We start from the raw sequence: 13,743 nt of genomic DNA, 5'->3' as shown, positions 1-13,743 counted from the left end.
AAGAAACCTGTCATGTCTGATTTCTCTCTCCCCATCTCTCCTTCTTTCAAAGAACCTTTTTCTTCGTCCGACCGCGCAACCCCAATTGAACCGCGCCGGCTCCGGCATCGGCCTCATTATTCTTCAGTCGCTCCACGAAGCGTTTGACGTAAGTTGGCGGGATGAGCCGCACGATAGCCGAGTTCGCCGATCTAACTACCCAATAAATGAGTTCCGCCACAGGCTTTCATCGCGACAACACTTGGCTACGAATCTTTGAAGAAGGTAAGCACTTCGTCCGTGCGCACCTTCCCGTGCAGAACAGGCTTGCCCACTCTGTGCGGCCTGAAACCCATTCTCCGCCAAGTCGACCCCAAACAGTGATACGCCCATCCTCCGTTGTGGATCATCGAACATTCACTTTTGCGCATCGATGCCATCAAGGGGCTGTCGCATCATCTAAGCCCTGCCCGGCAGTAGTCTATTCACAAACTACACGCGGGGTCGCATAGGCAGCGCCCAGCGTGATCTGCGCACAAAACCCCGCCGGACCGTCAGAACGGCAGATATACACGTTCACACCGCCACCGCGCCTAGCGCCAAAGGCCATGCCTGAGATGCTGTAATCTCGGGGATTTTCGCCTCTCGCGCCGCATTTTGTGGCCACGTTACCAGCAAGATGGCGCAGCCCTCGATAGCGTGACGCGCAATGACGTCGGCCATCGAAGACACCGTAGCCGTAAAATGGCGTTCGTTGGGTTTGGACACCTCTATCGCGATATCGACCGGGCTTTGCGGTGGAATTCCCTGACGCAGCAACTGGTTGGCAAGGCGCGCGGCCTGGCGGACCGACATATAAAAGGCGGTGGTCGTGCCGGGGCCGGACAAACGCGCGCTATCGGGAAATGGATCCTCCGCGCACCCCGTGCCCGTTGCCAGCACAAGCGTATTGGCAACGCCGCGCTCGGTCAGGCTGCGGCCCAGCGAGGCACCAGCGGCGGCAGCGGCGGTAATACCCGGCACCAGCTCAATCGGGATTCCGGCAGCGCGTGCGGCGTCTATCTCTTCTGTGGCGCGCCCGAAAATCCCCGGATCGCCGGATTTGAGCCGCACCACGCGCCGCCCTTGGCGCGCATGTGCAACGATGATCTGGTTGATCCGCTCTTGTGGCCAGCTATTCGCGCCAACATGTTTGCCCACGAACACCCGCTCGGCATCGCGGCGCGCCAGTTCCAGCACCTCAACATCCACCAACCGGTCATAAAAAATGACATCGGCTTCCTGCAAACGTTCAACCGCGCGCAGGGTCAAAAGGTCTCGCGCCCCCGGCCCCGCGCCGACCAGCGAGATATGACCGGTGGCAGCAGTCTCGGGCGCCCGGCCTGCGGCGATGGCGTCTTTGATGGCCTGCGCGGCCTTGCGTTCGTGACCTCGCGTCCAGTCAGTGCGCGGCGCACCCTTGAATACCCACGCCCAAAGCGCGCGGCGCGGCGCACGTGCAACGCGTCGGTCCACACTGGGGCGCAGCCGTCCGGCCAGCGCCGCCAGCCCGCCCAGATTTTGCGGCAGTAGCTGTTCCAATCGGGTCTTGATGTCGCGCGCCAGAACCGGCGCGGTGCCTTCGCTGCCGATCGCGACAACCACCGGATCGCGATCCACGATTGCAGGCGTTGTAATATCACACAGATCAGGCTGATCCACGACATTTACCGGGCAGCGCGCGGCCTTGGCAAGCGCATGGGCCGCCGCATCAAACCCCGGACAGCCCGTCGCGATAAAGGCCATGGCGGCATCCTCAAACACCTGCGCGCAGAGCGACATCTCGTGGCGCGCCCTGCCCGCTTGCACGAGCCCTTGCAACTCGTCCTCCAGCACCTGTGCGATCAGCACAAGCGTGGCATCCGTCTTGAGCATCAGGCGCGCCTTTTGCGCGGCCTGCTCACCCCCGCCGACGATCACGACACGGCGGTCGGTGGTGCGGATAAACATTGGGAACGCTTTCATGGCGCTTTTCCTTTCAGGCGGTAAGGTGCGCGGACATATTGGGACAGGTTCATTCGGCGGCCTCGCGGATTTGAACGCGTTGCAACAGCTCTGCAATTTCGGGACGACACGATCCGCAATTGGTGCCCGCCCCGATAGCCGCGCCAATGGCATCGACGCTAAGCAAATTATCCGCCTCGATCGCCTCAATGATGGTGTTGATCCCAATGCCAAAACACGAACACAGGATCGGCCCCGCATTGGGCACATCTGCAGGTATTCTGCCACTCAACGCATCAGCGGTTTCACTACCGGGTAAACCCGCCAGATAATCGCGCATCACCGCGACCGGAGTGCGCGACACGAACACCGCGCCGATCAGCACGCCGTTCTCATGCAAAGCGATCCGTGCGGTGCCACGCTTGGCGTCAATTATGGATGCAGCGTCGGCATGAGGGGCCGCGAATAGCCGCCGCGCCTCGGCCTCCCAATCCGCAATGCTGCAGTTGCCTGCAAGCTCTGCGCGATACCCGCTTTTGGTTCGCACCAGCGCCCAATACTCGCTATCCAGCGCCATCGCATCGCGTGACACGGCAAAGCCATACCACGTTGCGTCAAAGCGCATCACGCTCACAACGCTTGCCTTGCTTTCGGGCTGGCCGGACACCGGGTCGGTCACAGCCGCAACCACTGTGTCAATGCGCGCCGAAGGGGCCGTTTGCTCCGTCCAATGCATCGGCGCAAAGACTTGTCCGGGCTGCACCGCGTCGGTGATGCGCGCGCGCAAGATCGCCTGGCCCGTCGGGCTTCTCAGTTGCACCAGATCCGCCGCCGCAATGCCAAGACCAGCCGCATCATCGGGGTGAATTTCAAGAAACGGTTCGGCCAGATGCGCCGAAAGACGCGGACTTAGCGCGGTGCGCGTCATCGTGTGCCACTGATCGCGCAACCGCCCGGTATTGAGGCGAAACGGATAGCGCGCCCCGGTGCGGGCGGCGGGCGGTTGCCATGTTACAGGCAGCAACCGCGCCTTGCCATCAGGGTGGTAAAACGCACCATCCGCAAAGAACCGCCCGCCCGAGCGATCCCGCGTGATCGGCCAGCGTTGCGGTTCAAAGGCGTCATAGTCGGCGTCGCTAATATCGCAAAGACCCGAGATATCAAAATCGCGCCCGAGCTTGCCCGCAATGCCCGACAGCGCAGCGTATTCGCGCAGGATCTCGGCTGGATTTGCATATTCGAACGCGCGCTTGAACCCCATGCGCCGCCCGACCTCGGCGATGATCTCCCAGTCAGGGCGCGCCTGCCCCGGTGCGGGCAGCACCGCGCGTTGGCGGCTGATCGTACGGTCGGTATTGGTGACGGTACCGTCCTTTTCCCCCCAAGCCGTTGCGGGCAGCAACACATCAGCCAGCCGCGCGGTATCGGTGGCGGCGGTGATGTCGCTGACCACGGTAAACGGGCAGTCCGCGATTGCCGCGCGCACCGCATCCGCATCAGGCATCGAAACGGCGGGGTTGGTGTGGATGATCCACAGCGCCTTGATGCGCCCGTCCCCCACTGCGCGAAACATATCGACCGCCTTGAGACCGGGCGCATCGGGCACAAAAGGCACGTCCCAAAATTGGCGCACAGCCGCGCGGTGATCGGGATTTTCCAGATCGAGATGGCAGGCCAGCATGTTGGCCAATCCGCCCACCTCGCGCCCACCCATCGCATTGGGCTGCCCCGTGACCGATAACGGCCCGCAGCCCGGCGTGCCGATCCGGCCCGTGGCAAGATGGCAATTGAGAATAGCGTTGACCTTATCGGTGCCGCTGCTGGATTGGTTCACACCTTGGCTAAAGATCGTGACGACCTTTGGCGTATTGATCCAAAGCTGGCAGAACTGCGCAAGCTGGGATTCGCTTAGGCCCGTGACGCTGGTATCGTCGGATTGCGCCGCATGAAGTGCCGCCTTGAACCCGTTGGTATGGCGCAGGAAATCAGGATCGAGCGCGCCTGCCGTGTTAATCTCACTCAACAGCCGATTGAACAGCGCCACATCCGAGCCCGGCTGCAACGCCAGATGCAAATCCGCCCCGTCGCAGCTTGCCGTGCGGCGCGGATCAATCACCACGATTTTGGTGCCGCGTTTCTTGCGCGCCACCAGCAGACGTTGATACAAAACCGGATGGCACCACGCCAGATTTGACCCCACCAGCACCACCAGATCGGCCTGCTCGATATCTTCGTGGGTGCCGGGCACGGTATCGGTGCCAAAGGCGCGTTTATGCCCCGCCACCGAGGACGCCATGCACAGGCGCGAATTGGTGTCGATATTGGCCGAGCCGATGAAACCTTTCATCAGCTTGTTGGCGACGTAGTAATCCTCGCTTAGCAATTGGCCCGAGACGTAAATCGCCACAGAGTCGCGCCCGTGCTCGGCGATGGTGCGTGAAAACCGATCCGCCACCAGTTGCAGCGCGGTGTCCCAATCGCTGTCTTGCCCGTCCACGCGCGGCGCCAGCAACCGGTTCTCCAACCCCACGGTTTCGCCAAGCGCCGAGCCCTTCGAACAGAGCCGCCCGAAATTTGCCGGATGATCGGGATCGCCGCGCACCTTTAGCCCGCCCTGCCCGTCGGGGTTCAAAAGCACACCACACCCGACCCCGCAATACGGACAGGTAGAGCGCGTCACGCCAAGGTCGCAGCCGCCCATCACGCCGCACTCCGCGCAGCCAGCTTCGTGCCGTCAATCAACACGCGCCCCGACTCCAGACGGAGAGGAAAGGTCGCGATCGACCCGTCTTCGCCCTGCGCCTGCCCGGTATTGAGATCAAACACCCAGTTGTGCAGCGGGCAGGTCACGGATTGCCCATGCACGATGCCCTCGGACAGCGGCCCGCCCTTGTGCGGGCAGCGATCTGCGGCGGCGAACACCTCGCCCTCGCCGGTGCGAAAGAGCGCGACGCATCCAAGCGCGGTTTTGATCTTGCGCGCGCCTCGTAGCGGGATGTCGTCGATTGCGCCTATGTCGATCCAGCTCATTGTGCAGCCTCCAATGTCAGATCCGCGAGCGGCTGGAAGGCGCGGGCCTCCTTGGCGTGCTCGGCCCATGGGTCTTTGCGATAAATCGATTGCGACAGCTCGAACGCGGCGATCAGGCGCGCGCGCTCGTCGAGATCATCGACAACGCGGGCCTTCACCCAATCCAGCCCGGCCTTAGCGACCCATTTATAGGCCCGATCCAGATATTTGGCGTTTTCACGATATAGCTGGACAAAGGCGATCGTCAGGTCGATCGCCTCTTGTTCCGTCGCGGCATCAGCAAGGCGTTCGGTTTCCTTCAGGTCCATGCCCGCCGCGCCCGCAACGCCAATCTGATAGCCGCTATCGACGCAAATGATGCCCACATCCTTGCAGGTAGATTCCGCACAATTGCGCGGACACCCCGAAACACCCAGCTTGACCTTATGCGGTGTCCACGACCCCCACAGGATCTTTTCCAGCTTGATGCCAAGACCGGTGCTGTCTTGCGTGCCAAAGCGGCAATGATCGGTGCCCACGCAGGTTTTCACCGTGCGCAGCCCCTTGGAATAGGCGTGGCCCGAAACCAGCCCCGCCTTGTTCAGATCGTCCCAAATATGGGGCAAATCCTCGCCCTTGACGCCCAGCAGATCAATGCGCTGACCGCCGGTGACCTTGACCGTTGGCACATCGTATTTCTCGGCCGCATCGGCGATGGCGCGCAATTCAGCGGCGTTAGTGATGCCTCCCCACATCCGCGGCACAACCGAGAACGTGCCGTCTTTCTGGATATTGGCGTGCTTGCGTTCGTTCACAAACCGGCTTTGCGGGTCGTCTTGATATTGCAGCGGCCAATCGGCCAGCAGATAGAAATTCACCGCCGGGCGGCAGATGTGACAGCCGTTGCGGGTCTTCCAACCCAGTTCCTGCCAGACCGCCTCTTGGCTTTGCAGCTCTTGCGATTTGATCAGGCGCCGGATGTCTTCGTGGCTGAGATCGCAGCAGGTGCAAATCGGCTGGGCCGTGGGCATTTCAAAAGCATCGCCCAGCGTGACCTGCAAAAGCTGCTCGACGAGCCCGGTGCAGGTGCCGCAAGACGCGCTGGCCTTGGTCTGCGCTTTGACAGCGCCAAGATCGGTCGCGCCGCCCTTGATGGCCTCAACAATAGTGCCTTTACAAATGCCGTTGCAGCCGCAAATCTCCGCCTCAGGCGGCAATGCTGCAACGGCTGAGAGAGGGTCCGCTTGGTCACCCCCCTGATAGGCCGGGCCAAAGATCAGCGTCTCGCGCATGTCTTCAATGTCGGTGCCGTCCTTGATCAGCCCGAAGAACCAGTTGCCATCTGCGGTATCGCCATACATCACGGCCCCGACCAGACGGTCGTCTTCGATCACAAGGCGCTTGTAGACGCCGCGCGCGGGATCGCGAAACACGATATCCTCGCGCCCCGAACCTTCAGCGAAATCGCCCGCGCTGAACAGATCGCAGCCCGTGACCTTGAGCTTGGTGGCGGTGTCCTTGGCCACAAACGCATCGGCCTTGTCCAGCAGCGAGTGCGCAAGCACCTTGGCCTGATCGTAAAGCGGTGCGACAAGACCAAAGAGGTTGCCGTCGAACTCGACACATTCGCCAACAGCGTAAATGTCGGGATCAGAGGTTTGCAGTTGCGCGTTAACCTCGATGCCGCGCGCCACGCTGAGCCCCGCATCGGTCGCGAGCCGGGTTTCGGGGCGGATCCCAACGGCCATTACCACAAGATCGGCGGGCAACAGCTCGTCGCCCTCAAGCAGCACCGCTTCGACATGATCGTCGCCAAGGATCGCATTCGTCGAGGCTGTGGTGCGGATCGTAATGCCGCGTTTCTCCAGATCCTTGCGCAGCAGATAACCCGCCGCCTCGTCAAGCTGGCGCTCCATCAGATGGCCCATCAGGTGCACGACGGTGACCTTCATCCCGCGCTCTGCCAGACCGGCTGCGGCCTCTAGGCCCAGCAAACCGCCCCCGATCACAACCGCGCTTCCGCCCTTGGCAGAGGCCTCGATCATGGCGTTGGTGTCATCAAGATCGCGGTAAGTGATCACGCCCGGCAGGTCCTTGCCCTGCACCGGAATGATGAAGGGCGCAGACCCCGTCGCGATCACGAGTTTGTCGTACGGGACCGACCCGTTTTGCCCCTCGAGCACTTTGGCCTTTGGGTCGATCCCGACCACATGCTCGCCAAAGCGGCAGGTTACGTTATGGGTGGTGTAGAAATCATCGTCATGCGTGACGATTTCGGCGTAGGTTTTTTCGCCCGACAGGACCGGCGATAGCATGATCCGGTTGTAATTTCCGCGCGCTTCCGCGTTGAACAACGTGATGTTGTAAGCCTCTGGTGCATTCTCGACCAGTTGCTCGATCACGCGCCCCGAAGCCATGCCAGCCCCGATGATTACTAGGTTCTGTTTCATCTGTTTCACTCCGCCGCAATGGCCTTGGAGGCCGGTTTCGTGGGTTTTGCGCCATGTTCGTATTCTTCAAGAAAATCGAGCACTTCCTGGCGATATCCGTAGTAATCGGGATGCTCGAGCAGCGCCTTGCGTGTGCGCGGGCGAGGCAGGTCCACCTTGGTGATTTTGCCGATTGTGGCTTGCGGCCCGTTGGTCATCATCACCACCCGGTCGGCCAGCAAGATCGCCTCGTCGACATCATGGGTGACGCAGATCGCTGTGACTTTGGTGCGCGACCACACCTCCATCAGCACCTCTTGCAATTCCCAGCGCGTCAGGCTGTCGAGCATGCCAAACGGTTCATCCAGCAGCAGCAATTTCGGCGACAGCGCAAAGGCGCGCGCAATGCCCACCCGCTGCTGCATGCCGTTGGACAAATCACAGGCGGGCTTGTCCATCGCATCCGCCAACCCGACGCGTTCAAGGTAGTATTCCACCACATCCTGACGCTCGGCCCGGCTGGCATTGGGGTAGACCTTATCCGCGCCGACCGCGACGTTTTCCTTAGCGCTCAGCCACGGGAACAAGTTGGGAGACTGGAACACCACAGCGCGCTCGGGGTCGGCCCCCTCGACGTGACGGCCATCCAGTTTGATTGAACCCTTGGAGATATCATTCAGCCCCGCCGCCATCGTCAGCACCGTGGATTTGCCACAGCCGGAATGGCCGATCAGGCTGATAAACTCACCCCGATCCACTTTAAGATCGAAATTCTCAACCACCGTCAGCGGGCCTTTGGGCGTGGGATAGATCTTGTGCAGTTGCGAAAAATCAAGAAAGCGGTCGTCGATCAGCCCCTTTTGCGCCTCTTTCACAACGCTCGGCACGCCGTGGATCGGCGTCACATCCGGCAGTTGGCGCGCGCCTTCGATCTTGGCCTCGATCCCCACATCCATCAGATATTTGGTCACATCCGCGCGCAGGCGTTTGAACACATCATTGCTGTTCATCTCCATCCGGTCGCGCGGGCGCGGGATCGTGACCTGAAACTCTGCGCCAAGCGTGCCATCGGGGTTCAGCGCGATGATGCGATCGGCAAGGATGATCGCCTCATCCACGTCATTGGTGATCAGCACACAGGTCTTTTTCTCGGCCTCCCAGATGCGCTCGATCTCGGTGGCCAGATTGGCCCGTGTCAGCGCATCAAGGGCGGAAAGCGGTTCATCCAGCAGCAGCATCTCGGGGGTCATCGCCAGCGCGCGCGCCACGTTGACGCGTTGGCGCATCCCGCCAGACAACTCTGCCGGGCGGCGCGTGGCGGCGTGCCCCAGCCCCACCATATCGACGTAAAAGGCGACTTTTTCGGCCTTGGCCGCCTTGGACAGACCGGGAAAGACCGTATCCACCGCAAGCCCGACATTGCCACTGACCGTCAGCCACGGCATCAGCGAGTAGCTTTGAAAAATCACGCCACGCTCGGGGCTAGGGCCTTTGATTGGTGCGCCTTTAAAGGTGACGCTGCCCGTGCTCGGCTGTTCCAGCCCCGCCATCAGGTTGATCAGCGTCGTCTTGCCAGTGCCCGAAAAGCCAAGGATCACCAGAAACTCGCCGTCCTGCACATCCAGATCAATCCCATTGAGAACGTCTGCGCGATGCAGCCCTTCGCCAAAAGATTTCGACACGCTGTTGAGTTGTAAAATTGACATGACGCTCACCGATTATTCGTGAAGGTAAAAAGCGATTGCAGCGCGAACATCACCCGATCCAGCAGGAAGCCAATGATCCCGATGGTAAAGACGGCCACCATGATCTTGGCCAATGAACTGCTGGAGCCGTTCTGGAACTCGTCCCAGACGAATTTCCCAAGGCCGGGGTTTTGCGCCAACATCTCGGCCGCGATCAGCACCATCCAACCAACACCAAGGCTTAGGCGCAGCCCGGTAAAGATCAGCGGTAGCGCCGAGGGCAGAACCAGCTTAGTGATCTTGGTATAGGTGTTCATTTTCAACACCTTCGAGACATTCACCAGATCCTTGTCGATCGACTCCACCCCTAACGCGGTGTTGATCAGCGTCGGCCACAGAGAACATAGCGTCACGGTAATCGCCGAAATCAGGAAGGATTTGGCAAACCAGCCATCAGGCGTGACGTAAACCGCACTGACGATCATCGTGACAATCGGCAGCCATGCCAGCGGCGACACCGGTTTGAAAATCTGGATCAGCGGGTTCAGCGCGGCATTGGTTGTCGGCGACAGCCCCGCCGCGATCCCCAAAGGCACAGCCACCGCGGTGCCGATCAGAAAGCCGAAAAACACGGTTTTGATCGAGGTCCAGATCAGCGTGTAATAGGTCGGAGCGCCGGTATAGGCGACGGTCTTGACCTCATCGGCGCGACCCGCATCAATCAAACGCTGATTGCGCGCGTCCACCATCGCCTCGAACTTGGCCTTTTTCGCGTTTTTGGCCTGCGCGTCTTGGTTCAGCTTGACCACTTCGCTCCAGACTGCGCTTGGCCCCGGAACCGCACCGAGCGAGGTTTGCACCTTGGGCGCCAGCACGCCCCACATCACCAGAAACGCCACGATCGCCAGAAGCGGCACCACAAGCAGGCGCCAGACCTCTTTCATCTGGGCGCGCGGATTGTCCCCGGCAGCAGCCTTGAGCATCGGCGTCAGCCAGGACAGGCCCAGGATTTGAAACCATTTATCAGCCTTGTTGAGGCGGGTAAAAAACCGGGCGCGGCGCGCTTCGCGCTCTGCGGTCTGGGTGAAATTGGGATCGACGGTTGTCATCGTAACAGTCCTTTATGGCAAAGTCTTGAGGGCGCGACAGCTTGGCCGCGCGGGCACCTGCCGCCACGGTTGGCGGCAGGCAGAGAGATCAGCCATCGACCTCATTACCCTTGACGGTTTGCGCGCCTTTCAGGCCAATCGGCAGGCTTTCAAGATAAGCGTTAGGGGTGTGGCCATCGTAAGCGATGCCATCAATGATATCGGCGGCGGGCGTCGGGGCCTTGTAGCCATCGCTGTCCCACGGGAAATCCGCCTCGTTTGCCAGCCCCTCATCGACCAGCGCGCGCGCGGCCTTGAGGTAAATCTCGGGCTTGTAGACCGATTTGGCGGTCTCATCATACCAAGCGTCTGTTTTCGGCTCGGCAATCTGCCCCCAGCGGCGCATCTGCGTCAGATACCAGATGGCGTCTGAGTAAAACGGATAGGTCGCGTTGTGGCGAAAGAAGACGTTAAAATCGGGAATGTCGCGCTTGTCGCCCTTTTCAAACTCAAAGAACCCGGTCATCGAATTGGCGATCACCTCGGCATCCGCGCCCACATATTCCGGGCGGCTCAGGATTTCGACAGCCTCGGGGCGGTTGGCGTTGTCGTTCTCATCAAGCCAGATCGCCGCGCGGATCAGCGCCTTGGTCAAAGCCTGCGTGGTGTTGGGGTTCTCTTGCGCAAATTCCGCCGTGATTCCAAAGACTTTCTCGGGGTTGTTCTTCCACAGCTCGTAATCGGTGATGACTGGCACGCCGATCCCTTTGAACATCGCCTGCTGGTTCCACGGCTCGCCCACGCAGTAGCCGTTGATCGTGCCAGCCTCTAGCGTCGAGGGCATTTGCGGCGGCGGCGTGACCGACAGGAACACATCCGCGCTAATCTGCCCCGTCACGTTCTGCGGGCTGTAGTAGCCGGGGTTCAGCCCACCGGCCGCCAGCCAGTAGCGCAGCTCGTAATTATGGGTCGAGACGGGGAAAACCATGCCCATGTTAAAGGACTTTCCCTCTGCCTTGAACTGCGCAACGACGGGTGCCAAAGCTTTGGCTGAAATCGGGTGCTGCGGGCGGCCATCTTTCATTTTGGGAATATGGGGCAGCATCTCTTTCCAGACTTCGTTGCTGACAGTGATGCCATTGCCGTTCAGATCCATCGAAAACGGCGTGACGATATGGGCCTTGGTGCCGTAGCCGATCGTCGCGGCAAGCGGTTGACCCGCCAGCATATGCGCGCCGTCCAACTGCCCGCCGATCACACCATCCAGCAAAACCTTCCAGTTCGCCTGCGCCTCTAGCGTGACAAACAGGCCCTCATCCAGAAAATAGCCGTTCTCATAGGCCACGGCGAGCGGTGCCATATCCGTCAGTTTGATAAAGCCAAAGGTCAGCTCGTCTTTTTCAAGGTTCAGCGTTTCGGCAAAAGCGGGGCTTGCCAATGCGGTCGTCGTAGCCAGGCTCAGGAGGAGCATTTTCATGGTGTGTCCTTTGGTTCGTAGCACCCGGTGCGGGAGGAAAGACCGGGTAGAAAAACGCAAAAAAAGGCCGTTCACTGACCACCGAAACTTTTCGGTAGAAAGTGAGCGACCTTGCTCAGGGTGTCCCTGTGATGGGAGAAATTCCGTCCGACCTACGCCATTGCAGGTCGATGTCTTGGTTATGCGGCAGCGCAGCATTTCGGGGAATAGAAAACTGGCGGTGTCGCTAAACTTCGCCCCACTCCTGCACGAAACTGCTTAAAATATACTCACTCAGGCGCGGATGGGTCGAAAATGCGGCCATCGAAAAACATATCGGGCAGCAAACACAGCGCGCCATGGGCCGAGGCCACCGAGGTCGGGTGACGAATCGAACCCTCAAGTTTTTCCGAAGCGCCGGGCAGATCAATGCCCGCCCCCACCAGATGACGGCGATGCAGGTCAGAGCGGAAAACGCGCGCCACATCATCAAGCGCCACCGTCGCGCCCGGTTGATGCGCGTGGCCAAGCTGGGCGGCGATCCATTTGGCTTGGCTGCGCCATGGAAAGGTTGCAGCGCCTGCGTGAAATTCCAAAAACCGCGCGACCTGACGCTGCTCACCGCGCCCCGAAACCGTGAGTTGGCCCGACAAGGCGCGATCAATCAGCTCGGCGGGCACATCCAGATAGGATTTGCGCGACAGGATCTCGGCCACGGTGGTCTGGCTTTCAGGCTTGGACAGCCAGCGCCCCGCCCGCCAGACCGCACGCATCAAGCGCCCCAGCAGATCCGGCTCGGTCTCGGCCCAGTCCGTGCGCACCGCGAGAACCTTTTCAGGGGCAAAATTCCAGATCGCCTCGCCGGGCAATAACAGCGCCCCGGCCCCCTGATCGACCGCCACAGACCCCCACGGCTCGCCCACACAAAACGCATCGACATCGCCTGACGCCAGCGCGCTTGCCATCAAGGGTGGCGGCACGGTGTGAATCTCGATGCCGTTTTCGCCCAGTGCCGTGGCTGCGCTCCAATAGCGCAACAGCTCGACATGCATGGAAAACGGAAACGGCACACCAAAGGTCAGCGGCCCCTCGCGCACCTGCGCCAGTGCCTTGGCCGCCTTGACCGGATCAGCGAAGTCGAAATCATAGCCGATCGCGCGCAGCTTGGTTTCGAGCGCACGGCTGATCCCGATGACGTTGCCATTGACCGAGAGCACAGACACCGCCGAAATCGCGGTCGTCACCCCGCCAAGGCCCATTGCCATCGCCACCGGCACCGGCGAAAGCAGATGCGCCGCGTCCACGCGCCCAAAGGCCAGCATATCGCGCACCGATGACCAAGACGGCGCAGCAATCAGATCAAGCGAGATGCCCTCTGCCTCGGCAAAGCCCATCTCCTGCGCAATAATCAGCGGGGCTGCATCCACCAGCGGCATGTAAGCGACAGAAAGCGTGACCGTCTTCATCCCAATAGCCCCGATGCCGTCACTAGCGCCTCTGCCACATCGGCCACACGCCGCCCCTGATCCATTGCCGTTTTGCGCAAAAGCGCGTAGGCCGCGTCCTCATCGATGCCCTTGGCCTTCATCAACAGCCCCTTGGCGCGGTCGATCACCTTGCGCTCTTGCAATGCGCGCCGGGTCTCGGCCAATTCATTGCGCATCTGGCGCACCATTCGAAATCGCGCGATGGCTGTATTCATGATCGGCTTGATACGCTCGGGCGACAATCCGTCCACCACATAAGCCGAAACACCCGCCTCGATCGCGGTCTGCGCCAATCCACCCGCCGCAGCTGACACGAACATCGCAACCGGACGTTCCAACGGGCCAGAGGCCAGCGTCAACTCCTCCATCATGTCGCGCGTTGGATTGTCGATATCAATCAGCACAATATCGGGCGCATGGGCCGCGATCTTGCGCGCAAGTCCACTGGCATTGCCGATCACAAACACGTCGCAGTCGTTGGTGTCCTTGAGCGCATCAACAATTGCAATCGCGCGATCGCGATCTTGCTCAACAACAACGACTGTCAATCTGGATGTCATGTTCGGGGCGTGCCTCAAAGCGCGCGCCACGGCAATAGATTTACCCGCCTCGCCACACGTCCCTCGT

At 60.7% G+C, this 13,743-nt stretch carries 9 protein-coding genes; all 9 read right to left on the bottom strand.

Features of this window, described 5'->3' with window-relative positions; all coding sequences use genetic code 11:
* Positions 1–555: 555 nt before the first annotated feature.
* The gene (cysG, locus tag ACN0SD_RS07285; protein WP_417807569.1) at positions 556–1,983 is read right to left on the bottom strand and encodes a siroheme synthase CysG; all 1,428 of its coding nucleotides are present in this window, start codon (positions 1,981–1,983) and stop codon (positions 556–558) included.
* A 49-nt stretch (positions 1,984–2,032) separates the two neighbouring features.
* Positions 2,033–4,663, bottom strand: a complete 2,631-nt coding sequence (locus ACN0SD_RS07280; RefSeq protein WP_417807568.1) for a molybdopterin-dependent oxidoreductase — start codon at positions 4,661–4,663, stop codon at positions 2,033–2,035.
* A complete protein-coding gene (gene nirD / locus ACN0SD_RS07275) occupies positions 4,663–4,992 on the bottom strand; it encodes a nitrite reductase small subunit NirD (RefSeq protein WP_417807567.1) in 330 nt (109 codons plus the stop codon). Before nirD ends, ACN0SD_RS07280 begins: the two co-directional genes overlap by 1 nt.
* Entirely contained in the window at positions 4,989–7,421 is a 2,433-nt protein-coding gene (gene nirB / locus ACN0SD_RS07270; RefSeq protein WP_417807566.1) for a nitrite reductase large subunit NirB, read from the bottom strand. Before nirB ends, nirD begins: the two co-directional genes overlap by 4 nt.
* 5 nt (positions 7,422–7,426) lie before the next feature.
* Positions 7,427–9,106: an ABC transporter ATP-binding protein gene (locus tag ACN0SD_RS07265; RefSeq protein ID WP_417807565.1), complete on the bottom strand. Its 1,680-nt coding sequence runs from the start codon at positions 9,104–9,106 to the stop codon at positions 7,427–7,429.
* 5 nt (positions 9,107–9,111) lie between these two features.
* Entirely contained in the window at positions 9,112–10,194 is a 1,083-nt protein-coding gene (locus tag ACN0SD_RS07260; protein WP_417807564.1) for an ABC transporter permease, read from the bottom strand.
* 88 nt (positions 10,195–10,282) lie between these two features.
* Complete coding sequence (locus ACN0SD_RS07255) at positions 10,283–11,650, bottom strand: CmpA/NrtA family ABC transporter substrate-binding protein (protein WP_417807563.1); 1,368 nt, start codon at positions 11,648–11,650, stop codon at positions 10,283–10,285.
* 269 nt (positions 11,651–11,919) lie between these two features.
* Positions 11,920–13,095, bottom strand: a complete 1,176-nt coding sequence (locus ACN0SD_RS07250; protein ID WP_417807562.1) for an ABC transporter substrate-binding protein — start codon at positions 13,093–13,095, stop codon at positions 11,920–11,922.
* Positions 13,092–13,676, bottom strand: a complete 585-nt coding sequence (locus tag ACN0SD_RS07245; protein ID WP_417807561.1) for an ANTAR domain-containing response regulator — start codon at positions 13,674–13,676, stop codon at positions 13,092–13,094. Before ACN0SD_RS07245 ends, ACN0SD_RS07250 begins: the two co-directional genes overlap by 4 nt.
* Positions 13,677–13,743: the final 67 nt, after the last annotated feature.

The sequence above is a fragment of the Thioclava sp. genome (genome assembly GCF_048263065.1).
Classification (GTDB): Bacteria; Pseudomonadota; Alphaproteobacteria; order Rhodobacterales; family Rhodobacteraceae; genus Thioclava.
Note: the sequence above shows the minus strand (reverse complement) of the source record. Positions and strands in the feature narration are given on the sequence as shown.

Coding starts and splice junctions, on each gene's coding strand:
- cysG (WP_417807569.1), bottom strand. CDS start 1,983: ATGAAAGCGTTCCCAATGTTTATCCGCACCACCGACCGCCGTGTCGTG.
- ACN0SD_RS07280 (WP_417807568.1), bottom strand. CDS start 4,663: ATGGGCGGCTGCGACCTTGGCGTGACGCGCTCTACCTGTCCGTATTGC.
- nirD (WP_417807567.1), bottom strand. CDS start 4,992: ATGAGCTGGATCGACATAGGCGCAATCGACGACATCCCGCTACGAGGC.
- nirB (WP_417807566.1), bottom strand. CDS start 7,421: ATGAAACAGAACCTAGTAATCATCGGGGCTGGCATGGCTTCGGGGCGC.
- ACN0SD_RS07265 (WP_417807565.1), bottom strand. CDS start 9,106: ATGTCAATTTTACAACTCAACAGCGTGTCGAAATCTTTTGGCGAAGGG.
- ACN0SD_RS07260 (WP_417807564.1), bottom strand. CDS start 10,194: ATGACAACCGTCGATCCCAATTTCACCCAGACCGCAGAGCGCGAAGCG.
- ACN0SD_RS07255 (WP_417807563.1), bottom strand. CDS start 11,650: ATGAAAATGCTCCTCCTGAGCCTGGCTACGACGACCGCATTGGCAAGC.
- ACN0SD_RS07250 (WP_417807562.1), bottom strand. CDS start 13,095: ATGAAGACGGTCACGCTTTCTGTCGCTTACATGCCGCTGGTGGATGCA.
- ACN0SD_RS07245 (WP_417807561.1), bottom strand. CDS start 13,676: ATGACATCCAGATTGACAGTCGTTGTTGTTGAGCAAGATCGCGATCGC.